The sequence below is a fragment of the Nitrosomonas sp. genome (assembly GCA_031316255.1).
Classification (GTDB): Bacteria; Pseudomonadota; Gammaproteobacteria; order Burkholderiales; family Nitrosomonadaceae; genus Nitrosomonas.
Genome location: JALDQW010000001.1, coordinates 1,900,290 through 1,924,298, shown reverse-complemented (window position 1 = coordinate 1,924,298; position 24,009 = coordinate 1,900,290). Strand labels below are relative to the sequence as shown.

At 45.8% G+C, this 24,009-nt stretch carries 20 protein-coding genes; 5 read left to right on the top strand and 15 right to left on the bottom strand.

Going from position 1 to position 24,009, the window contains the following annotated elements:
* Positions 1–2: 2 nt before the first annotated feature.
* The 8 genes from MRK00_08590 to MRK00_08555 form a co-directional block, all read right to left on the bottom strand.
* Positions 3–821 carry a PEP-CTERM sorting domain-containing protein gene (locus tag MRK00_08590; protein ID MDR4517430.1) on the bottom strand — a complete coding sequence of 273 codons (819 nt, stop codon included), beginning with the start codon at positions 819–821 and terminating at the stop codon, positions 3–5.
* 153 nt (positions 822–974) lie between these two features.
* Positions 975–1,304: a hypothetical protein gene (locus MRK00_08585; GenBank protein ID MDR4517429.1), complete on the bottom strand. Its 330-nt coding sequence runs from the start codon at positions 1,302–1,304 to the stop codon at positions 975–977.
* Between the two features lie 147 nt (positions 1,305–1,451).
* Positions 1,452–2,198 (bottom strand): IS21-like element helper ATPase IstB, encoded by a 747-nt coding sequence (istB, locus tag MRK00_08580; protein ID MDR4517428.1) that lies wholly within the window; start codon positions 2,196–2,198, stop codon positions 1,452–1,454.
* Complete coding sequence (istA, locus tag MRK00_08575; GenBank protein MDR4517427.1) at positions 2,188–3,684, bottom strand: IS21 family transposase; 1,497 nt, start codon at positions 3,682–3,684, stop codon at positions 2,188–2,190. The genes istB and istA overlap by 11 nt, the downstream gene beginning before the upstream one ends.
* A 497-nt stretch (positions 3,685–4,181) precedes the next feature.
* Positions 4,182–5,249, bottom strand: a complete 1,068-nt coding sequence (locus MRK00_08570; protein ID MDR4517426.1) for a hypothetical protein — start codon at positions 5,247–5,249, stop codon at positions 4,182–4,184.
* A gap of 770 nt (positions 5,250–6,019) precedes the next feature.
* The gene (locus MRK00_08565; GenBank protein ID MDR4517425.1) at positions 6,020–7,141 is read right to left on the bottom strand and encodes a PIN domain-containing protein; all 1,122 of its coding nucleotides are present in this window, start codon (positions 7,139–7,141) and stop codon (positions 6,020–6,022) included.
* Positions 7,142–7,461: 320 nt separating this feature from the next.
* The gene (locus MRK00_08560; GenBank protein MDR4517424.1) at positions 7,462–8,310 is read right to left on the bottom strand and encodes an alpha/beta hydrolase; all 849 of its coding nucleotides are present in this window, start codon (positions 8,308–8,310) and stop codon (positions 7,462–7,464) included.
* A gap of 69 nt (positions 8,311–8,379) precedes the next feature.
* The gene (locus tag MRK00_08555) at positions 8,380–8,961 is read right to left on the bottom strand and encodes a DUF3365 domain-containing protein (protein MDR4517423.1); all 582 of its coding nucleotides are present in this window, start codon (positions 8,959–8,961) and stop codon (positions 8,380–8,382) included.
* A 242-nt stretch (positions 8,962–9,203) separates the two neighbouring features.
* Here MRK00_08555 and MRK00_08550 point away from each other — a divergent pair, with 242 nt between their 5' ends.
* Both MRK00_08550 and ubiB read left to right on the top strand, forming a co-directional pair.
* Positions 9,204–9,788 carry a hypothetical protein gene (locus MRK00_08550; protein MDR4517422.1) on the top strand — a complete coding sequence of 195 codons (585 nt, stop codon included), beginning with the start codon at positions 9,204–9,206 and terminating at the stop codon, positions 9,786–9,788.
* A gap of 125 nt (positions 9,789–9,913) precedes the next feature.
* Positions 9,914–11,428, top strand: coding sequence for a ubiquinone biosynthesis regulatory protein kinase UbiB (ubiB, locus tag MRK00_08545; GenBank protein MDR4517421.1), 1,515 nt, complete (start codon positions 9,914–9,916; stop codon positions 11,426–11,428).
* A gap of 117 nt (positions 11,429–11,545) precedes the next feature.
* Here the strand turns inward: ubiB and MRK00_08540 are convergent, their stop codons facing one another.
* The 7 genes from MRK00_08540 to MRK00_08510 form a co-directional block, all read right to left on the bottom strand.
* Positions 11,546–12,358, bottom strand: coding sequence for an SDR family NAD(P)-dependent oxidoreductase (locus MRK00_08540; GenBank protein MDR4517420.1), 813 nt, complete (start codon positions 12,356–12,358; stop codon positions 11,546–11,548).
* Between the two features lie 54 nt (positions 12,359–12,412).
* Positions 12,413–13,783, bottom strand: coding sequence for a DUF1214 domain-containing protein (locus tag MRK00_08535; protein MDR4517419.1), 1,371 nt, complete (start codon positions 13,781–13,783; stop codon positions 12,413–12,415).
* A 102-nt stretch (positions 13,784–13,885) separates the two neighbouring features.
* Complete coding sequence (locus MRK00_08530) at positions 13,886–15,154, bottom strand: sulfotransferase (protein ID MDR4517418.1); 1,269 nt, start codon at positions 15,152–15,154, stop codon at positions 13,886–13,888.
* The gene (locus MRK00_08525; GenBank protein ID MDR4517417.1) at positions 15,151–16,380 is read right to left on the bottom strand and encodes an aminotransferase class I/II-fold pyridoxal phosphate-dependent enzyme; all 1,230 of its coding nucleotides are present in this window, start codon (positions 16,378–16,380) and stop codon (positions 15,151–15,153) included. Before MRK00_08525 ends, MRK00_08530 begins: the two co-directional genes overlap by 4 nt.
* A 198-nt stretch (positions 16,381–16,578) precedes the next feature.
* Positions 16,579–17,472 (bottom strand): fatty acid desaturase, encoded by an 894-nt coding sequence (locus MRK00_08520; protein ID MDR4517416.1) that lies wholly within the window; start codon positions 17,470–17,472, stop codon positions 16,579–16,581.
* Positions 17,469–17,720, bottom strand: a complete 252-nt coding sequence (locus MRK00_08515; protein ID MDR4517415.1) for an acyl carrier protein — start codon at positions 17,718–17,720, stop codon at positions 17,469–17,471. The genes MRK00_08520 and MRK00_08515 overlap by 4 nt, the downstream gene beginning before the upstream one ends.
* A gap of 48 nt (positions 17,721–17,768) precedes the next feature.
* Positions 17,769–19,610, bottom strand: coding sequence for a fatty acyl-AMP ligase (locus MRK00_08510; GenBank protein ID MDR4517414.1), 1,842 nt, complete (start codon positions 19,608–19,610; stop codon positions 17,769–17,771).
* Positions 19,611–20,239: 629 nt separating this feature from the next.
* Between MRK00_08510 and MRK00_08505 the strand changes: the two genes are divergently transcribed.
* The 3 genes from MRK00_08505 to MRK00_08495 are packed head-to-tail and all read left to right on the top strand — an operon-like array spanning position 20,240 to position 23,813.
* Positions 20,240–21,487, top strand: a complete 1,248-nt coding sequence (locus MRK00_08505; protein MDR4517413.1) for an HlyD family efflux transporter periplasmic adaptor subunit — start codon at positions 20,240–20,242, stop codon at positions 21,485–21,487.
* Positions 21,487–23,637: a peptidase domain-containing ABC transporter gene (locus tag MRK00_08500; protein MDR4517412.1), complete on the top strand. Its 2,151-nt coding sequence runs from the start codon at positions 21,487–21,489 to the stop codon at positions 23,635–23,637. Before MRK00_08505 ends, MRK00_08500 begins: the two co-directional genes overlap by 1 nt.
* A gap of 23 nt (positions 23,638–23,660) precedes the next feature.
* Complete coding sequence (locus MRK00_08495) at positions 23,661–23,813, top strand: bacteriocin (GenBank protein ID MDR4517411.1); 153 nt, start codon at positions 23,661–23,663, stop codon at positions 23,811–23,813.
* Positions 23,814–24,009: the final 196 nt, after the last annotated feature.

Here is a 24,009-nt window from a genome sequence, read left to right as displayed (position 1 = left end):
AATTAAATCATGACTTTTAAACGACGGGAAAGCGCGACTATACCTATGATAACTAACCCTAGAGTACCAGGTTCAGGTACTGTATTTTGACATTGAGGCAAATTAGGGTTTTGTTGGCAAGGAAAAACCTGATCAGCGGTGCCTTGCACTCCAACTGTAAAGCCATTCCAGAATTCATTGGTTGAACTACGCCATGTAACTGTATCAAATGCCCCAGAAAATCTAATAACACCGTGAGGTTCTGTGCCCCCGACATTATTTGCGTTTAATTGATATTCAAAATTACCACCACCGAGGTCGACAATAACTTTTTCTGCACCTCCACATCCCCAATAACCGCAGTCATTTCCATCAACACCGCCTAAACTTAGGATTTCAAAATCCTGATCAAAAGCATAACCATTACGATTTAGACTCACAAATGCAAAAACCGGGTTAGCAATTGCCTGGGTAAAATTAAGTGTTTGGGATCCTTGACGACTTAAAGCCAAAATATCGGTTCCTGTCGGTATATTATCGACCCCATTTATTCCAGTACTCGTATAGGGTGAAGTAGCTGGATCTCTTCCTGAACGATTGTTTTGCCAGTAGTCAATGCCACCGCCACTCATCTGTGAAAACCCGATTCCTTGCGCATTAGTATAAGTGACGCCAATGGTTTCAGTACCCGAAATGATCGAGCCTGTTGCTGTATAACCATTGATAGCCGACTCACTCGTCCAGTCTGTCCAATTAATTGGAACTGCCAGAGCAGAGAAACTGGCGTAACTAAATACTACGAAAACTAAATATTTTAGATTGTGAGTTATCTTTTTTCCCATTATTTCACCTTTTTGATCTATTAATTACAGTTATATCTACAGCAATATTTATGCCATCTATATATTAACAATAATTTCATAGTGTTAAGCACAATCCATTGCTAACAGAGTGATAGTATGTAAAAAAATTCGACACTTCATAAGCCATAATATTTACTGCGATACTTGTACCCATGCCCCCCCAGAACACATCGCCATGCACCCCATCCGGTAGCTTCCAGAATGTTTTCGATTCGGCCAGTTCTTCAAAAACCATGTCGCCAAAAAGGAGCCCGACAGCCCCTGTACGACCAAAACAGGCACAGGTGACAATGATTTCAGGTTTTCCGATGCCCACCGGGCGGTCAATAAAACATAGCTCAGCGGTTGCAGCAACCAGGTCAGCAGGTTGCCCGGATAAAGTTCGCGCAGTCCCAATTCAATGGATAAAGCGTTTTCGCAGCAAAACGGTGGAAGCCTGGATAAGGCCAGTCTTTCTCCCACTTAACACAGCCATGTTTAACAGGATTAAAGTGGAAATAATCAAAATGCCATGAAGAATCAACATTATCGCGTAGCACATGCACTGTCAATCGGCATTGAAAATTTTCCAGTCATCGGCGTCGAAAAGTTTCCACCTTGTTTAGTTGGTTAATCGGTCTTTATGCATTTTTTTCGATGCTTGAAACGGTAAGAATCATTGCCAGTTTCCAGGATGTCGCAATGATGCGTAATGCGGTCTAACAGTGCAGTGGTCATTTTGGCATCACCAAAAACCTGCACCCACTCACTGAATTTCAAGTTGGTGGTTACAATGAGTGAAGTACGCTCATAAAGTTGGCTGATCAGGTGAAACAATAAGGCGCCGCCTGATTCCGGGAAAGGCAGATAGCCCAGTTCATCGAGGATGACTGCATCCACCTGAATGAGTCTTCTAGCCAGGTTTCCGGTTTTATTCAGTTGTTTTTCCTGCTCCAGCAGGTTGACCAGATCCACGGCGTTGAAGAATCGTATGCGTTTGCTCTGATGAATAGCGGCAACGCCCAAAGCTGTGGCCAAATGTGTTTTGCCGGTACCGGTGCCGCCGACCAGGATGAGGTTATGCGCATCATCCATAAAAGCGGCCGTTGAGAGCTGTTCCATCTGTTGACGTGAGAGCGGTGTTTCATCCCAGTCGAATTTCACCAGGTCGCGGTGAATCGGAAACTTTGCGGCTTTCATCTGGTATTTCAGGCTGCGCAACTGGCGTTCGGCTATTTCGGCGTTGATCAGCTGGCTTAATGCAGCTTGCGGCGATACTTGCTTGCGTTGCGGCATTTCAGCGCTTAACTCAGACCAGGCTTCCGCCATACCGTAGAGATGCAGTGCTTTGAGTTGGGTGAGCAGATCAGTGGACATGGCGGCTTCCCAGTAAATGATCGTAACGCTGGAAATCAGCCCGCGGTTCAGTGGTCAATTGCAAGGTGTCTCCGGTATTCAGCGCTTTTGGACGAACCGGCTCAATCAGACGCCTGATTGCATTCTGCAGAACACTGGCATTAACAACACCGGATTCCAACGCCAGTTCACAAGCTGTTTCAAGCGCCTCAAGGCCTGCTTCACGAGTCAGCAACAATAGATCAACAAAAGCGCGCTCATTTTTGTCTTGCTTGCGAAGTTTCTCTCGTACGTGGCGGATTGCTTCCGGCAGTTCCCAGTTCTGGAATGGCGCACCGTGCCGGATAGCGCCGGGCTTCTTTTCCAGTAAGGGTAGATAATGCCATGGATCACAGATCAATTGATCGCGCAGGAAACTGCGTTGATGCGTCGCAATCGTTCTGCCTTCCGACACAATGTCAAGACGGTCAGCAAATACTCTGACCGAAACCACTTGTCCGGACCATTGTGCCGGTACACTGTACTGATTCCGGTCAACACGCACTAGGCAGGTTCTGGAGACTTTCATCAAGTGTTCAACATAACCGGCAAATGGTGTTGTGATTTGCCGCAATAACGATTGTTCCTGCTGAAAACATTCCGCGATGGTTTGTGCAAAGTCAGGATGCCTCCTGTTTGACAGTTCATGGCAGCGCTGCGCCAGCCAGCGGTTTAAGCCATCCAGGGTTCCGAATTTTACGCGTGGTGTAAACAGCCATTCTCTGACATTACCCACCTGATTCTCTATCTGACCTTTTTCCCATCCGGCCGCCGGTGTGCAGGCAACGGGTTCAAACAGATAATGGCTCGCCAGCGCCATAAACCGCCGGTTGAACTTTCTCTCCTTGCCAATCAAAATTGTATCCACAATCGTCTTGGGATTGTCATAAACCATCTGCAACGGTACGCCACCAAAGAACGCAAATGCACGATTATGCGCATCCATCAGCATCTCCTGCGCTTCCCTGAAATAAGCAACAACAAACATTTTGCGGCTGTAACACAAACGAAAATGCGCCACCTTGACGATTTGCTCCAGCCCACCCAGTTCAACAACTTCCTGACTCCAGTCAAATTGACAGACTTCGCCGGGTTTAAACGCCAAAGGAACAAACGCCTGCTGAGGTGTCTGCATATCCTTGTTCTCTGCTTTCCACTGCTTTACAAAACGCCGAACACTGTCATAAGCGCCTGCGTAGCCTTCAGCAACCAAACCTTCATATAATCGCATCGCTGTTCGGCGCTGCTTTTTCGGCAACAATGTTTCTGTTTCCAGCCATTTGGTCAATAAAGTCTTAAATTCACCCAGCTTCGGCGCGTATTGCGTTTGACGCCGATATTTCGGTTCAACCTCCGTCTTTAAATGTTTTCTGACAGTGGGACGAGATAGCCCCAATGAACGGGCAATTGAACTGATATTTTCTTTACTGACAAAATGTCGCCTTCTGATTTCGGCAATTATATCCATCTCTATCACTCCAAAGTTCTCCGGCAAAATGCCGGTAATTTATCATCTTAGAGTGGAAACTTTTCAACGCCGATTTTCCGAAAATTCTGGTAAGTTTTACATGCCGATTGACACTTGAAAGTTTGTGTCGAATTAATGCAATTAAACACTAGTAGCCCGGATGGAGTTCGCGAAATCCGGGAAAATAAAGTCTGTCCCTGGCAAGATCACTCTCCAAACTGATACTGATCAAACGTATCACTATTCGCACACCCCCAATTCAATGGACAAACCGTTTTCGCAACAAAACGGTGGAAGCTTGAATAAGACCAGTCTTTGACCTGCTTGACATGGCCATGTTTAACTGGATTATAGTGGCACCCGTGAGCCACACCCCCGTCCAAAAACTATACTAACTGCCTGAGATGAGGATTGTTATCCTGCAAAATCCAATGGTAGATCCTGTTGAAGTAAACTGCTCCGGAATTTTGTTGTGACTCCCGAACTGCAGAAATGCCCTAGCTGTCACCAGACTCCTCTACCAATTCGTTTAGCGCACTTGAGAATCCGCTGTCATGTATTACTTCGGTCAACAATACACCAACTCCAGCACTAATTACCTGCTGGTATATATTGTCGACAATTGTTAGATTCACCTCCCGATAACGACCTTCAAGTTCTGCTATCACGTTATCGGGCACTGTAGATCCTAACTTAGCAGGAAGATGCTTGTACTGATACCTGATGTATATGGCTAGCAGGGGGGCAACTACTACGATGAAAACAGTTCCTGGCCCGGCGCTGATTCCTAGGGCGGCCAACTTTGCCGCCAGTGCATGGATGACAGCAGCGAGAACTGTACCTGCTAGAACAGCCTTGAGTTTACCAACAAGAATTGTCTTCAATGCGCCACTGGCGATCAACTTTGCGATTACGACTTTGATGTGGCTCGCCAGAGCAACAGATAGATTGTGTACAAGGATTGCGGCAACCTTGGCAGCTACGGGACTACTCACTGCCGCTGCAACGCTCTTGGCAGCAGCGGTTTGAACGGCGTGAACACTTGTCTGTACAACGCTGGAGTGCATTACGTCTTGAGTCCGGGACGCCAACGCGTTGGATACTGCAGAAAGAGCTTGCGATCTTACAGCGGCCGGAAGCGTCCCGCCCCACGTTTTGGAGATCGCATCTACAAGAGCAGATCTAAACTTGTCGTCTCGCATCACCGCCGCAGAAAATAGACTGGCGAACTCGCTGCTACTATCGGTAAAAAGCTTCTGATATTCCTCAACAACAATTTCAATCGTTGGGGCCGTGACGGCGGAATCCAGCACGTTCCCTTTGTAGGGCTTCTTCCAACAGAAATCCCAAAGAACGCCAAAGTACGTACCAGAAACAGCGGGTGCATGACTTTGTTCTCTTCCGGAATTGTAGCGTTCGATTATTGTTAGGCACGTCCGAGGACTTGTTCCCTCCAGATGGGTTTTGAGGCGTGATTTGACAGTACCTAAGAAAGGGGCTTTCTGGCGATCCATACTTGCAACAATTTCTGCTATTCGATCTTTTGCAGATTCATTTGTAGACATCGTCGTCCTCTATTTCGCAGTTTTGCGTGTGCGACATAACTAGTCGGTCTAACTAGTGTTTAATTGCAAAAATAAGATGTATTATTGAGAAGGATAACAATCTGTTTTGTAACGATATATTCCTTGAAAAGTATATATCGAATTAATGCAATTAAACACTAGAATTATACATCCAAAATGACGCAATATATTACGTCAAAAATAAAATCTGACACTTAAAGTTGCATGCTATCTCATTAATTATTATGAAAATACGATGATTTAGGTTTTATCATAACAAACTTTGATATTTCCACAAATAAGCACGGTAGGTTGGTGTAAGTCTTGCGTACTCCAACTTATTGACCACACTTTTTAAGTGCGAACAGACAATATTCGTCGAATTCAATCAAATCAGAAAGTTGCTTATGTAGAGCCCCTTAACTCTGTCAGTTTTATACGATAATTTACCGGTGCACGATTACCAAAGGAGGCCTTATTTTTTACGGTAAATGTTGGCCGAGAGGCATATGGCAATAGCGGTATTGGGAGCGCATGATCCGCAACGGTAACGACTACGCACGGCATGTGGTTTACATTCATTTCAACCCGGTGAAACACAGTTATGTCGATCACGCCGTAGATTGGGCCTGGTCAAATATTCATCGGCTCACTGCAGTGAAGCATGTTGGGGTTCATAAGTTTACCTCAGCCTACTTGCTATTATTAACGACAAAGCTGTGCGTTACAAAAAAGAACGCAGCGTAGTTTGCGTCCGAAAGTGCGCCTTGTTAGCACAGCTCAATATTCGTAATTTCATCAATCTCAAAACTTTCCTTTATGATACTCTCTGAGAAATCATCAAAATTTATGTTGTCCCTATCAATAGCGATTGATACCAAACCAGATACAGATAACTCAAATTCATCTTCTGCTTCAAAATAGTGTTTATTGTGATCAGTTACCGATGGCACATGCTCTCTTTCAGGGTCCATGCAATAATAATCTGATTTAAAAATATAATAATCAGCTAGAACGACTATTTTGGCGCTGAATGGTATTCCAAACTGACCATTTCCGTAGTAACCAACTTCGTTAAAGTCAAACTCCACATCTTCAGCTTCATCATAACTATTTACGGTTGCTTCATTGTTATCATCTGGTATAGACGGATCAGAAAATGCTTTCCCTACAATAGCGTCGCCGAGTTTATTTGAAATGAAATTCATGATTTCTGAGTTATTATTTTCAAATTGCTCTATTGCTCTTACTATTGAGTCAATATTTTTTATTAAGTCAAGGTCTTTAAGCTCATTCTGAATATAATCTGATTCAATAAACTCAGACAAGCTCTCATAGGTGTGAATTAAATTCTCACTAGAGAATGCATCTCTAACCTTTTCATCACCAGCTACCACATGAATTTCTTTTGTTTCGGATGATAATTTATATATAGACTGGACAATGAAACTATCGGGGATGTCATCTCGATTCTTAATCGATTTTAAAGGGGCTGAACCTTGAAAGTAAGCCTCCAAGGCTGCATTTGTTTGATCAATACAGAGGGGGTAGATACTAGCTCCTATACTGTTAGCCCAGTTAGTGATTTGGTTTTCAGCACTACATAGAATGCCTTCGGACTTATTTTTCAGTTCGCTTTTAATATTATTCAGAGTATCAAGAGTGGTTTTATCTAGCTGTTTTCTAGATAGTCCGCCCAGTCCTGACACTGCTTTAGCTAGATCTTTCGAGTATATTTCACGTTGTTGGGTTTGAAACTCACGCAAAACAACGTAGGGGATATGTACCTTGATCGCACCCTCTTTTGAGAGACGTCCAAGTGCTTTGAAATGCAAATTATCCCTATTTGGGTTATTGCGATAAATATTTGTATCTAAAACAACGTGAATCAAGGATATTTCCTCATAGTGCTTTCAAGAAATAATTATAACTAGTTGATTATATGTGATATATAAATTCATATTTACCAAGTTCATATTTTGTTTCTTTTAAACGCCTTGCGGGTGAAGGCCGATTACTTCGCTAAAAAGTAAATATATAGTTTCCGTATATCTTCCATACTTTTGTCATTAATAGCAACAGAGCCGTTATACATAATTGATCGGCTGGTTTTGGCCGAAAAACGGCCATTTCAATAATACCGTCAGTATTGGTTTAATTCTACTTTCGAATACTTCGGAATAAATTCAAACTTCTACAAATTTAAAACTACTCAGTACTTGCCTAAACTCTCAATGAACGTTAAAAATTTGCTGCGATACTTGTGCTCATGCCCCCAGAAAACATCGCTATGCACCCCATCCGGTATCTTCCAGAATGTTTTTGGCTCAGCCAGTTTTTCAAAAATCATATCGCCAAAAATGGGCTCGACTGTTCTGTCTTGTTGTCCATGTATGACCAAAACCGGCACGGACGATAATGATTTCAGGTTCTGCGGCGCCCACCGGTCACTCAACAAAACATAACTCAGCGGCTGCAGCGGCCAGGTCAGCCAGTGATGGGACAGTTTCTCTCGGGCGATGCGCTGAAAAGAATCAAACGTGCTGTCTGCGACCACCAGTTTTAAATCAATCTCCGATTTTTTATCGATTGCGGTTTTTAATGCGATTATTCCGCCCATGCTTTGCCCGTAAATAATGATGGGGCTGTCTTTGGCTTTATGTTGATTGACCCAATCCACTGCCGCATGGCCTGATTCGACGCAACTCTTCGGCGAAGGTTTCCCTTCCGAGCGCCCATAACCGGGATAATCAAAAATAAATAAATTATAATTTTCCGCGCTAATCCAGGCCAGATGCATGAAATGGGACGTCAGGTTTTCGGCGTTACCATGAAAGAAAATGATTGTCGCTTTGGCAGGCGTTTTTTTGGCTGGAAACCACCAGCCGTGTAGTCTTCTTTGCGCACTATCGGTGAAAAAAATATCTTCCGGCGCATAACCAGCGGCTTTGGGGTCAAAGAACTGGTTCTTGGTATCGGGATAATACATCAGGCCCGAGCAACCACTGAGCAGTAAGCACAGGAAAATCAACAAACAGTATCGTGCAGTCGCTTTGGTCATTTTCACCGCAATCAAACCGTCAAGTAACTACAAAAAAGCAATTCAGACGATAAATCCTAAACCCAAAAATCAATCCGCTTCATTATCAGTCAAAATTTTCGAAACCGTAAATGCGCCGCGCAATTGGCCCGGTTTATAACCGGTTGCAGCATCCAGTGGATATTTCTCTGTCAGGACTGATTTGACATCGTCCGAGATAGTCTCGCCATGGCACGCCATACATACAGTGTCAATCGGAATTGCTTTCATGTAACGATACCGGGTTACACCGTCATCGGTTTCAATTACGCTGTTCTGCAATCCGGCTGCCGGTATGCCCGAAGCCAATTGCTGTTCAAATGCGAGCAATGTTGAGCGCTCCCATTCGTCAGGGCTGTTGCCGGGATTGCGCAATTTCAAACTGGTCCGCCCCACTGTCCATCCGCCGGTAGAAAGTTCATCCGCAATCTCGGGCGCACTGACATTGCATGTTGATATCGCGCTGGCTGGACCACCGGTCTGCATTGCGTTCTGGAGCCGCGCTTTTAATTGCATGCCCAGTTGCGCAGCCAGGTTCCTGGCCTGGTCTTCCAGTTGTGCAGTATTTTCGTTTTCGGCAGCTAACTGGGTGGATAGTTGCAGTAATACGATAGCAAAAATAATGTTACGCATTGTTACCTCCATGAGCGAAAAATAACAAACAGACTCAAACAAATAATGCTTACCTGTATACCATGCAGTATAACTTATCCGTCGGCAACATTCGATTCGGTGAATTTCAACAGCCTGCCACTCAAAATAGGGATACAATACCCATACCGGATACTGGCGAAAGCACGCGGGATTTAAGTCATTTTCGTGGCTAAAACACGTAGCAATTATTTAAAGACAAACAATTTTCCTGAATACAAGTTATGTTAGCATCCTACGCAACAAATCCACTGAATCACATCCTGCGTAATGAAAGCTGGGCGTGCAAACGGCTGCAATCCTATGAAGGAAAAACCGTGTGTATTCGCATACCCCCGTTTGTCAGTTTAAAAATGATTGTTCAGTCAAACGGCGAACTCAGTTACTACCGGGATGATTTTGAAGCCGATACCACGTTGTCCATCTTGCCGACGCTACTGCCCAGACTGCTGGCACATGAAGAATCCGCCTACGATGCTATAGTCATATCGGGCAATACAGCATTCGCAGAAGACTTGATAACAATCGGCAAGCACCTTAAGCCCAACTTCGAACAGGAACTTGGCAAGATCGTTGGCGATATTCCGGCTCATCGTATCGCACAGGCCGGAGAAAATATTTTTCAGTGGCATATCAATTTGGTCAACAACATATCTGAATCACTTGGGGAATACTGGCAGGAAGAGCAACCCATGATTGCCAAAGAAAACGAGATCAGGCGCTTTTCACACCAGATTGAAACACTGGAACATGACGTCGATCAACTTGAAGAAAGAATTAATCAAATCATCCTGCAAAAAAACCGTTGACATCGTAAATGGCCATTAATTGAATTCATATTTAAACTCATTAACCACACTGTTAAATGGCCAATCTCATATCCGCTCAGGTTAAAATACACGATTCGGGCAAATAATCATTCACAAAAATATTAATGCGCATATTCCGTCTTTTAAAGATACTCGCCGTTGCTTTCAAATTTGGCTTGGAAGAGTTTTTCATCAGTCACGGCCCGTTACGTTTTTTACAAAAACCGATCAAATGGATGACATTCTGGCGCAAGCTCCACCGCCCGCGTGGCGAACGGCTGCGTCTCGCTCTGGAAGCATTGGGACCGATATTCGTCAAATTCGGTCAAATGCTGTCTACCCGGCGCGACCTGCTGCCACACGACATTGCCGACGAGCTGGCCAAACTTCAGGATCAGGTACCGCCGTTTTCTTCAGAAATAGTCATGACCATACTGGAAAAATCGTACGGTCGAAAAGTGAATGAAGTTTTTATTCAATTCAATGAGAAACCCGTCGCCAGCGCGTCCGTCGCACAAGTACATTTTGCCGTTTTGCATGATGGGACCAAGGTTGCCGTTAAAGTCCTGCGCCCCAGCATCGCGCCCATAATAACGCACGATGTCGCACTGATGGATACTGGCGCCTGGCTGGCCGAAGCCGTTTGGCCGGATGGAAAACGCTTGAAACTCAGACAGGTTGTCTCCGAGTTTGCCCGCCATCTTGACGACGAACTCGATTTAATGCGCGAAGCGGCCAACTGCAGCCAACTGCGGCGCAATTTTCTAAACTCGCCGCTATTACTGGTTCCGGAAGTCTACTGGGACTACTGCCGGGATAATGTGATGGTCATGGAACGTGTCTCGGGCATATCAATCAGCCATATTGACGAGCTGGTTGCACACAATGTAGACATCCCGCATCTTGCGCGCATGGGCGTGGAAATTTTCTTCACCCAGGTATTTCGCGACGGTTATTTTCATGCCGACATGCATCCGGGCAATATTTTTGTCGGCGAAGATGGGCGGTATATTGCGGTTGACTTCGGAATCATGGGCACGCTTAGTGACGAAGACAAGAATTATCTCGCGCAAAACTTTCTGGCTTTCTTCAGGCGCGACTACGGCCGCGTTGCACAAGCGCATGTCGAAGCCGGCTGGGCGCCGAAAAGCACCCGTGTCGATGATTTTGAAACAGCCATACGCGCCGTATGCGAACCTATTTTCGATAAACCGCTCAAGGAAATTTCATTTGGTCGGGTTTTGTTTCAACTGTTTCAGACATCGCGTCAGTTCAATGTAGAAATTCAACCACAACTGGTTTTGCTGCAAAAAACATTGCTCAATATCGAAGGCCTGGGACGCGATCTGGACCCTGAACTGGATCTATGGAAAACGGCCAAACCGTTTCTTGAAAACTGGATGTCTGAACAAATTGGTTTACGGGGCCTAACAAGCCGCATGCAAAAAGAAGCACCCAACTGGGCAGTCATCTTTCCGCAATTTCCACGCCTGTTTCACCACATGATGGCCGAAAACCGCAATCAGGGTCTGGAAGAAAAAATGCTGCATATGATTTCAGAAAATAAACGCCAGAACCGGCTGCTGGTTTTTATTATCATTCTGCTTACCACTTTCATGCTTTGGCAGATTCTTCCATAGCGCGTCACCTAATCTTTAGGTGGTGTTTTATTCGCTGAGTTTCACCCCTCGTTCCAACCCAAGAGTTCCAAACAACTGTTCAAAAGCCACGATTGCGGATACTTTACCCCAATAAATTCAAGTCAGACTTTCATCCTTGGGCGGCAACGGCAATACATGATCGATAATCAAGGTTGTCAGCTTGCGCGGCAACAGTTTTTGCAACAGAATCAGAAAGGAAACATCCAGGGATGGCACAATCATGAACCGCCGTTTCACGCACTTTCTCAGAATATAGTCGGCTGCCTTGTCAGCGCCAAGGGGCGTTGCGCGTCCACTACCGGCTTTCATCCAGGCCGGCATGGTTTGCAGCTCTCCGGCAAGCATCGGCGTATCGATATCGCCAGGACAGGCGACATGCACAGAAATATTACGATGCAACAACTCCCGGCGCAGCGCATCGGCGAAATTTATTATCCCGGCCTTAGCCGTGGCATATAAGGAGTAACCCGCAGCGCCGAACAATCCAAAACCGGAGGAAATAAACAATATACGCGAACCCGATTGCAACAAAGGTATACTCAGGTAAGTGGTTCCCACCGCACCCAGCAAGTTGATTTTAATACTACCGGTCACCTCGCCAAGACTCTTGTAGTCACCCAGCAAATCGATTGTGGCAACACCGGCATTAAGAATTAGAAAATCAATACGGTCATAATCGGATTTTATTTGCTGAAAGGTGTTGTTGAGTTCGTCTTCGTTGGCTACATCGCACGCATAGGTATTTACCACGGCGCTACTGTTGTGCTCCAGTAATTGTTGTCTGGCACGTTCCAATTTTTGCCGATCGCGCGCCAGCAAAATCAGATCATAGCCTTGTGCCCGCAGGTTCCTGGCCATTTCCAGGCCCAAACCTGATGACCCTCCGGTAATTAATGCTGTTTTTTTCATGTTCACTCTCCTCTGCGTATAAGAAATAACTCTGGCTGCCAGGCGTGTTGTATCTCAGCCTGCACGAATAATTGGCGGCACCTGGTAGTCCAACTGCAGCAAAGCCCGCCTAGGGTTATAGCAACGCAGATTGAGTTTGAACAACCCATCATGAGCAGCCAGCCAGTTGCTTCGCAGCTCCGGTTCGGGAGCGCGTTGACTAATGACGATATCCAGGGAACCATCTTTGTTGTAATACAAGGGGCTATACAAGGAATTCACCGCGTTGTTGCCCTGTGACGCATTCGTAATCCGCCCTTGCTGATCGTAGTAACTGATCGACCAGAAAGCATCGACAGGCGGCGTTTGCCCGGCCGGAAAATGTATCCGGTAATTCCGGCCGCCATGCAACAACTGGCCTTCACAGTCCGTGTGCGCCATAAAGTACATGCTTTCTTCCGGAACATTGGCCCAGATGCCATGCTGGGCGACCAGGGCACGATTGATATAGTTACTGCCATAGTTGCCAATATCGAACAAAATGCCCCACCCGTTGATATTTTTACCAACACTATATATCTGCCGGTCCAGTATCGATTGCGCAAAAGGAATGGCTTTTTGCAATCCCTTGACCATGCTGGGCGTCAACCGCTGGATATCCAGGCCGCGCTCCGTGCTGATACCGATATCGTTTAACATACCCAACAGCATAGTTTCACTGCTTTTGGGCGGCACAAACTTCAAGGCTTTTCCCAACTGGTGGAAAAAACTGATCTCAGCCGGGCAATCTACGCTGCGGTCTTCCAGTTCGAACCGGGCGCCGGTACCGGCGCCGTTATTGTGAGACAGGTTTGTCTGCGCAGTGGAATACATTTCCAGGCGCAATGCATCCTGAAGCGCATGTACCGGCGCCAAATCTTCATTAGGATCTACCGCAATCCTGGCAACGATAAAAACATAATCGATATCGCTTTGGATACATGCAGCGCCCTCAGGCATCTTGCCATTGTATTCACCCTTACTGATGATGACCGGCGGCAGTTGCCGGCCATAGGTACGAGTGCCCAGATTGGCGAGCGTTTCCATATAGGCATCCAGTACCTGTATGCCATACCAGCGATGCTGAAAATCGGGTGCAGTGAGTAACAAAGGCCCCTTCGACAAATCAATCACGGCGGTGGAATAAATGAAGTCGGTAGCCGAATTAACGAATTCGCTTTGTTCGCTACTCGCCAGATGCCGGGCGTGCCGGAATGTATTGGTGACATAGTCGGCTTCGGCATCGGCACCCGTATCGCCGCCGCTGCCGACGCCATTCCGGGATTTCGACAACCGGTCTTTCCAGCATTCCACAATGGGCAAACCCCATATATATGCCTGGGCGCCAATGTGAAACGCCCAATCCTCCTGGCCCTGTTGTACTTCTGCAAGTAAATGAGTATCCATGGTTTTATCCGTTAAAATCAGTCGAATTCTTCTGGCGATCGCCAACGCATTATGGGTACGACAGGCAAGACTGGTAAAGTCTTTTACTGGCGCAATATTGGGCTAGTGATCGATACTGCACGACCAGTCGGCCTTGTTATCCAGCGCAATGTCAGTCGGCGGCGTGTAGTTCATTTTTTTAATGGCAAAACCCCATTTCTCGGATATTTTATCCATTAAGGCCGCGTTATAACTGTACTTATTCTTTTTGTAGCCCTTCAGCGAATCGACGTATTGCCTGATCTCGTTAAAAGCCGTTTCGGTTTTCTCCAGACCCAGTTCAGTATAGATGCGCTCCACCTCCCCCAGCGGGTTGTTCTCGAATTCCTCGAACGAAACTTCGCACAGATTGCCCGCAGGAATCAGATCCCTGGTTTCCCAATATCGATTCATCAGCTTTTCGTACAACTCATAACACAGTTCAGAGAATTCCTGCTCGGAAAACTCCTGCAAGGCCATTTCCTCGGCTTCCTTGATAAAGTCATGTAGCGCAGACACATAAATATTGTAAGGATTCCGGTAAATATGGATAAACTTCGCGTTGGGAAACATCTTCAGTAAAACCGCTATGCGCGCCGTGTTATATGGATTTTTCAACAACAAGCGCTTACCGCCGGCAAGAAATGAAGCTTTTTTGATAACCGACATATAGGCGTGTTGCCACTCGGCTTTTTCCTCTTCGGTGGTATTGAATAAAACATACTTGTCGAAGCTCTGTTTAATCGTTCTGGGAAAATGATTGCAATGATGAGAATAACTTGTGATACAGGATACGCTGAACTCTTCTTCCTGAGGATAGTCGATGCCCATTTTGACATTATCCATCATGCGCTTTTCCGGGATCAGTCTTGCAATCAACCCCTTGAGAAACCTGCTCTTGTTCAGCAATATACTACAGGTTGGAAATACGGCTTGTAATGTACTCAGATAACCCAGCCGCTTATCCTGACTGATCACGTTATGCAAATGGGTAGTACCACTGCGCCAATGGCCGATGATAAAAATGGGGTCTTGAGCGAGCCCGGCATTTTGAACCTTTTTGTGATACAACAGGGACTCGAGCACACGTATGGGAAAAGTGAGCAAAGTACCCGCCAGAGTAATAACGAAGGTCGCCATGCGGTTTTTCGCGACACCGCCGTTTTTAAGTACGTTTCTGCATAAATTAGTGGCGGTGCCACCGATATAAGGATGCACGGAAAGCTTTCCCTGCTTTTTCCCCTCCGTACTGGATTGATTGCCATCAGCACTACGAGCATCGGATTTGCTCACGGCGGACTGATTTAAACTGGCTTCGTTTATTCCGGAATTATTTACGGTGGCTTTACTCATGATACGCGTACTCCATTCTTGACGGCATAGGGCTGATTAAGCATATTTTTGTATGGCATGGACAGTGAATTTGTTTTGTCCATCTCGTTTAACACCTGCACTGTACAGGCAACAGTCTGATCGATTTCCTGGCTACTGAGCTCCGAATGCACCGAGAAGCGCACCAGGCCCTGACCCAGAGGTATGGCCGGGTACAGGAATACCGATGTCAAAATCCCGGCGTCGCGCATCCTGCCGTAGAATTCACAGGCACCCTGTTCGCTGTCAAACATGATTGACACGATCTGGCTCTGGCTATCGCCAGTATCGACCTGGACATCGGCAAAACGCTCACGCAGAATAGCCGCATTGCTCAAACAGCGTTGCACTCTTTGCGGATCGCGGATAATGATATCGAGTGCAGCTTCGTGACCGGCTGCGGAAACACTCGAAGTCGCCGAACTGAATATGACCGAGCGGCAGCGGGTTCTAACCAGCCGCATCATTTGAGCGTCACCGGCAATCAAACCACCGTGCCCGCCGAGCGCTTTATTGAGGCTAATGGTTCTGAAATGAACCCGGTGCTGCAATCCGAGTTCCACCGCCAGCCCCCCGCCGTTGCCATAAATCCCGAAAGAATGAGCTTCGTCCAGCACCAGCACGCAGTCGTATTGCTCGCAAATTTCCACATACCGTTCGACATCGCCCAGGGAGCCATCGGTACTGTAGACCGCATCGATCACCACAATGCCCGGGCCATTCACTTTGATACGCTCCACCAGATGATCGGGATCATTGTGATTGACCACCACAAGTTTGCCCAGTGACAGCTTTATACCGTCATACAATGAAGCGTGGGCATGTTTGTCAATATAGATAGGTTTAAACAGGGGCGTGATTGCCTCCATAATACCAACATTGGCCGCCCAGCCGGAGGTCGTCAACATGGCGTCCTGCGCATCCATTACCTGCGCAATTTTAGTGCGAAAGGCTTCACACTCGCCGGAACCGCCGCCGTAAGCGGTTGATAAAAAAGCTTCATTACGGTTTCTCTCATTTGCCCGTGCACGCGCCTCAATCACTTCCGGGTGGTTGCCCAGACGCAGATAATCATTCTGGTGCAACGCGATGTAATTGGAAATATCCGCAGGCTGATCGAAGGGAAAAGGATTCAGGCGCGAAATATATTCGGTTGCCGGTTGCATGTACTCCAGGTACCAGGAAGGTATATTTAAACTTGCATTCATGGTTAACTTGCTCCTTGCGTTAACAGTCGTGTTATGGGCACCTCTAAAAATCCATACTTCGTTACAATACTTCGTTGTTTACAAAAAATGTTTCCTTACATATCAATCATATGCTGCGTCAAAATTTTTTGTTCTCGCCTCGTCTTGTTTAGAATTATGAATTTTTAGAGGCACCCTTATAACACTGCTCTTTATCTGTTAGTTGTTCATATCCTGCATGGGTTTTAGCTTGTAAAATTTGACTAAAGCCGGATTATTGGCGTCATGGAAGTGCTGCCGCGCCTGCCAGACTTTCCGGTAGCGGTAAAACGGGGCGCTCGGATACAAATGATGGGTCAGATGATAGTTTTGTCCCAATAACAGCGGTGTAATCAGCCATTCCATACCCACCCGGTTATTGGTGGCGCGGAATTTATTGTCGTCCGCCAGGGTATCGTGGGGATAGTGGGGCAAATAATCAAACGTCAGCACCAGAAAAAATAACGCGATTCTGGTGGGTATGAGGTAAATCAGCACAAAAGTCATCAAGTGCCCACTGACTATGATCGCCGTCAATAACGTCAGGCCAAAAATCACCGCCAGCCAAAATTCCACTTTTTCCGCGCGGGGACGGTGCCGGTAACATTCCTTTAAAAAAAACGTCACGTAGGCCACGTCCATTACCATCCACCGGAAAGGAAGCAGCCAGGCAGGACCAACGCAACAAAAAAAATCCGGATCATTTTTTGGGTCGTTCACATAGCGGTGATGTGTCATATGTAGCGTACGATACGTACTGAAAAACGGCATCACCGAAATCGCCAGCAAACTGATCCGGCCCACCCAGTCGTTGACCGTCTTGTTCGCGCAAACAAGCCCATGTGCAGCTTCATGCATGATTGTATACGCGATATAGGCCGATAGACTGTTATGTGCAATTGCAGCCAGTATTGACATCGTGCCTGTAACGGCCGAATAAGTCGCATAACAAAAATTTGCGACGATAAATACAAACAGCAGGAATGTCGGCCAGGAAAAAGCAGGCTTTTCCAAGAGCCGATTAAATTCCGACTCTGACCGGGTTTGATATTCGATTTCTGAAAAAGTACTCACGCATCACCTCCATTGATTTGTTCCGATACATATTTGCTGAGTTGTTCGATTGTGGGGTAGTCATAGACTATGCTGGGGTCCAGTTCGAGTTGCAGCCAGTCGCCGAGCTCGCCGATTAAAGTAACCGCACTCAGCGAATCCAGGCCGTAGCGGTCAAACGGCAACTGCGGGTCTATCTGATCAACATTGATCTTGACCAACTCGGCAAGCCGAATGCTTATCCATTGTAAAATCGATTGATAGGTCATAAAAAACTCCAGTTTCTTGAGTCAGTGAATATTGAGCGAATTTCCTTTCTATAACCGCCTGGTTTCAAACTCTCCGTTCTGGTACATTTGCCTGCACCGAGAACGTTGCAGCTTGCCGCTGGACGTCTCAGGCAAGCGCGAAGTCGTAAAAACCAGTGCTTGCAGTTTTAAACCATGCCGGCGCGTTATGACTTCTGCCACCGAATCCCGGATCTCCTGCACAGGAATGTTATTGGCGATTTTTTTACCAATAGACGCCACAACGACTAGGCGCTCTTGCGTATCGACATCGATGCCGAAAGCGGCAACGCGGCAGTCGGCCAGTGCAGGATGCGCCTGAATGACGGTCTGTTCGAGATCCTGCGGATAATGATTGCGGCCATTGATAATAATCAGGTCCTTGTGACGGCCGGTGACAAAAAGTTCGCCTTTATACAAAAAACCCAGGTCGCCTGTACGTAAATACGTATCGCTCTGGTCCGCCTCGGCAAGGCGTGCTTTAAATGTACGATCAGTTAAATGGTCGTTGTCCTTATATCCATTCGCCACGCTACTGCCGCGCACCCAGATTTCGCCAACATGCTGCGCTGGCAACGCCACACAGGTTTCAGGATGCACAATCCTGACCTGACAGTCCTGATAGGTTTTCCCGGAGGAAACCAGTTGCACGGTTTGCGGCGCACTTACTTCAATTTCCGCATTGCCGGTTTGTGTCGCAGTGGAATGTATTGTCGCCAGCGGTTGCACCTTACCCAGTTCAAGCTCGCGTTTATCCACCGTCAATACGGCAGGAAGCTGGTACGGCGAACTGCCGGTTACCAGCAGTGTGCTTTCCGCCATGCCATAACAGGGAAAAAACGCCGATCTGTTGAAACCGCAACCGGCAAAAGTCTGGCTGAAACGATCCAGGGTAGCCGCCCGAATCGGCTCGGAACCATTAAACGCCACCTGCCAGTGACTCAAATCCAGTTCCGCCCTCTGCTCGGCAGTGGTGCGGGCGATACACAGGTCATACGCAAAATTAGGCCCGCCACTGGAAGTGGCCCGATACTTTGAAATCGCCTGCAACCAGCGGACCGGATTGGCAATGAAAGCAAGCGGCGACATTAGGTAGCACGATGCGCCCAGACAAAACGGTTGCAGCAAATTGCCGATCAGCCCCATGTCATGAAAAAGCGGCAACCACCCCACAACGACAGTGTCGCTGTCATGTCCCATGGCCTCGGCGATGACGCGTTCATTACTCATCAGATTGCCATGGGTAACAATGACGCCTTTAGACTGACCTGTGGAGCCTGAGGTGTACTGATAAAAAGCCGGTGACTGGCTGTCAATATCAGGAAATTTCCAGTTTTCGTGCAAATCGGGCGACAAATCATCCAGGCGAACCAGAGGCGCCTGCATGCATACATCCGGAAATTGAGCGATCTGTGCATAACTCTTGCTATCAGCCAGCACCATACTCGCCCGGGAGTTTTCAACCAGCACACTTAAGCGTTGTGAAGTTTCTCCCCGCTTGAGAGGATAAGTAGGCACCGCAACAATACCGGCGTACAGGCAGGCAAAAAAAGCCTTAACAAACTCCAGGCCGGGTTGGGTTAAGATCAACGCAGCCGGATAGTCCGCCTGACCATGGTTATGCTGACGGCTGTGCACCAAAGCCTGCAATTGCACCGCCAGCGAGCGGGCCTGCCGGTCAAGCGCCGCAAAACTGTATGAATCTGATTCGGTTTTTCCATTGTCGAGCCAGGTGATATATTTCCGATCACCCAGATTCAGGGCGTGCTGGCGTGCCACGGCCACAATAGTGTCATGCTGCAACGCCGTGCAATCCGCCATTCCGGTGTCATTCAACGCCGCCTCTATCTTTTTTAATTCTGTCACATTCATGCAAGTTACCTTTAGTCATTCGGTATTTTTTCATCGTTTCGCGGCAAATGCCGGTCACCATCGAATAGCTCATAGGCAAGCAAAACAACCGGAGCCATTTATCAAGAAATCAACGTAAATGAAAAATAACCGCGCTTTAACATCAAACTGATGGATACTGTAGTCAAAATAAAAAAAAGACGATGTGAGAAACACCACATTTTGGAACTGCCCCCAATGCTGAGCGCCGCTAAAAATTCAACGTTATAAACGGAAGCACAGCTGGAGTGTCACAAAATCCTTGACCACATCACAACCTCAATTGCCGTCATTACCCGGCAACCGTCGGTACAGCAAGTCAGAAAGTTATGATGTTCATTCAAACGACGTCTTGCAGCCGTCTAAGATGGACTAAGCGTCTAGAAGTATCCTTATAGCTCTGCTGAATGGTTTTAATTTACGAAATCACTAGGTCACTTCCCCTTATTTCCTTGCGCAAACTCGGGCATTTAAGGACTTGTAAGTACATTATGTGACAAAACTCACAGAACATGAATTTTTCTTTAAATATACTTTTACAACAGTTTTATAAAGAAATCGGTTGGTCATAGAGTGTTTTAAGTCAGTAACTTTTCTTTTGGGGAATACTTTTGTCAAAATTATTTAGGCAGGAAGTACTAGACGCACAATCGCAACGGTTAGTAGGGTCTATCTCTCTTGCTCAACCCCTATCAATTAAGACAACTGTCACGATTATTGTTGTTATTGTGGCAACAATAATGATTTTTTTATTTACCTCGCACTATGCGAGAAAAGAAACAGTCCAAGGGTTCCTGCGTCCTGACAAAGGCATCATAAAAAGCTATGCGAACCGGACAGGCACCGTAAAAGAGATCTACGTTAAAGAAGGCGATAGGGTTAAAACAGGAATGCCTTTAATTAGCATTATTACACGACAGAATATGACTTCTGGAGAAGATCTCAGTGAAAGACTAATTAGTGAACTAACAAAACAGATTCGACTTTTAGAAGATGAAGCCAATCAAAACCAGCGACTGGAAGAACAAGAATTATCGAGAATAAATCAACGTCATGCTGTATTAGCCCATTCTCGCACAGTTACCTTGAATCAAAAAATGTTACTACAGGAAAGATTGAGGTTATTAACCCAACGGCGAGACCAGCATGAAAAATTATATCAAGAAGGTTTTATTTCTGAGTTGGGTTTTCAACAGGAGAAAGAAAACTACTTAACGGTTAGACAAGAAGTCGAGTCTCTTGAACAAACGTTATTACAGCAACAAGACGAATTGCAACAATTAGAGCATGATAAAAAAAATATTCCCGAACAATACCAATTAAAAATTCTAGAAATTGAACGCAGAAAATCTGACATAAATAACCAATTAAGTGAGACAAAAACAAATTATAACTATGTAATAAGAGCAACCCATGATGGTATGGTCACTGCGATTCAAGTGGCAAAAGGCGAAACACTTAATCCCACGCGACCGCTATTAACCTTGTTACCTGAGGGCGCCGAGCTGGTGGCTGAGTTATTGTTGCCTACACGATCAGCTGGTTTTGTTCAATCTGGAGACATTGCCAGATTACGTTTTGAAGCCTTTCCCCATCAACGCTTTGGTTTTCTCGAAAGCAGAATTACCCGTATAGACAAAGCATTAATTACCCAAGGCGAAGCCGATTTACCAATTAATCTTGATGAACCGGTTTATCGCCTGCAAGCCAAGCTGGACCAACAAGTTATTCGAGGCTACGGTAAAGAGTTCAATTTAAAAAGCGGCATGTTATTTGATGCCGACATCATTCTTGATCGACGGTCGCTCATTGAATGGATTTTGGACCCCATTTATAGCTTGGGTGGGAGGATCAGCTAATGTCGCAAATTGCTGAAAATGCTGCAAGCCTGCTGGAGTTTTCTAATAAAAAGCGCGTGCCATTAATCCTGCAAGCAGAAGTGGCAGAGTGTGGCTTGGCGACTATGGCCATGGTCGCCTCCTACCATGGTCATCAACTCGACATGCCAGCAATGCGCCAGCGATTTTCTGCCAATTTAAAGGGCATGAATTTAAAACAACTGATTGAACTGGGAGATAGTTTGGGTCTCGCCAGCCGGGCACTTAAATGCCCAATAGCGGAGGCACATAAACTGGCGCTCCCCTGTATTTTGCATTGGGATATGAACCATTTTGTAGTGCTGACTCAGGTCAAGGGTGAAAAATTTACAGTTAATGATCCGGCAGTAGGAAAACGCATCCTGACATTAGAAGAATTCAGTAAACATTTTACCGGCATTGCTCTTGAACTGACGCCAACCAGCAATTTCGAGCAAAAGCAAGAGCGGCAGCGTATGAAATTGTCCCAGTTATGGAGCAAAATAACTGGACTGAAATGGGCACTCATTAACCTTTTTGCGCTATCCATCGTATTGCAATTATTTGTATTGGCAACGCCATATTATATGCAATGGGTTGTGGATGAAGTTTTGATCAGCCATGACCAACCATTACTCGTTGTTCTTGCAATTGGTTTTGCTTTGTTAAGTATTATTAGTGTAATAACAACCGTTGTCCGTAGCTGGTTAATTCTTCGGTTATCAAGTCTGCTGAATATGCAAATGGGCGTCAACCTATTGCGCCACTTGCTCAGACTTCCAATGAATTACTTCGAATCACGTCATATTGGCGATATCGTTTCACGATTTGGTTCCTTGGCACATATTAGAGAGCGCATGACAACCGGTTTAGTAGAAGCATTGGTTGATGGCGTCATGTCCCTAGCGATATTGGGAATGATGCTACTCTACAGCGTGCAATTAACGGTAGTCGTGTTGATCGCCATTGCTTTATACACACTATTGCGTCTGGCACTTTATCGTCCACTGCATCAGGCTACTGAAGAATCTATTCAGAACAAGGCTAAAGAGCAAACGAATTTCCTGGAAAATATACGTGGTATTCAAACTATCAAACTCTTTGGTAATGAGGCGCAACGTCAAGGTATTTGGCAAAATCGCTACGCCGAAGTAATTAATGCAGATATTCGTGTCGGAAAACTGAAGATCAGTTTTGATGCTGCAAACAAACTATTGTTCGGTTTGGAAAATGTCCTGGTTATTTATTTTGCCGCATTGATTGTAATGGGTGGTGTGTTGTCGATTGGCATGGCATTGGCTTTTATCGCCTATAAAGGGATGTTCACTGAGCGTTTTGCTAATCTGATTGAACAAATCATCCAGTTTAAAATGATGCGTCTGCATCTGGATCGTATCTCAGATATTGCGCTGCATCCTCAGGAAAAACATCGGGAAGGCAATGCCTTTTTGCCTGAGACAAGAGGTGAATTAACGCTAGAAAATGTGAGTTTTAGCTACGGTACAGGCGAACGCAAAATTATTGATAATCTCAGCCTTACCATTGAAGCGGGTGATTCAGTAGCGATAACAGGTGACTCAGGTGGCGGGAAAACCACCCTGATCAAACTAATGTTGGGGTTGCTGCAACCCACTTCAGGACGAATCTTACTTGACGGTCAAGACATCACCCATATTGGTTTAAAACGATACCGCCAACAACTTGCCGCTGTTATGCAAGCTGACACGCTTCTGGCAGGTTCCATTGCAGACAACATCAGTTTTTTTGACCCCGAACCCAATTACCTGCGAATAGAACAATGTGCTCATTTAGCGGCTATTCATAAAGATATTGTGCAAATGACCATGGGTTATAACGCGCTGGTGGGTGACATGGGGTCTAATCTCTCCGGTGGGCAAGTACAGCGATTGTTCCTGGCTCGCGCTCTATATAAACAACCCACCATCTTATTCTTGGATGAAGCAACCAGTCATCTCGACATTGATAATGAGGCAAAAATCAGTCAACAAATACAACATCTGTCGATAACGCGCATCATCATTGCACACCGTTTGGAAACGATTAACAAAGCCGACAGAGTTTTAAGGTTACACCAAGGGAAATTGATATCAGCCCAATCGTGTAAAAAGCAGGCTGACAATTCCGTCAGCTAATTTTAACTAAAAGGAGAATTATCATGAACGAATTAACAAATGATGTAACTGATGAAAATGTAATACATGAATTAACAGATGATCAGCTACAAAGTGTTAATGGTGGTTATTGGCATTGTATCCCACATGGAGACCACTGGCATTGTCATTGGCATGACCCTGTCTTTACTATATAAGCCTAATTCTACTTTGTCAGATTCAAATGACCCCAAAAGTGTATCAAACTGATGTATAATAACACTTTGTTTAATAATTATTAATCACGATCATGTCGTGAAAATACTAAACGGTCACTCCAATTTGCCCTTCAGGGGCTTCCAGAAGCGCTTAGCGCACATTTATCGTTATTTTCATCATTTTTTGTATCGGCGA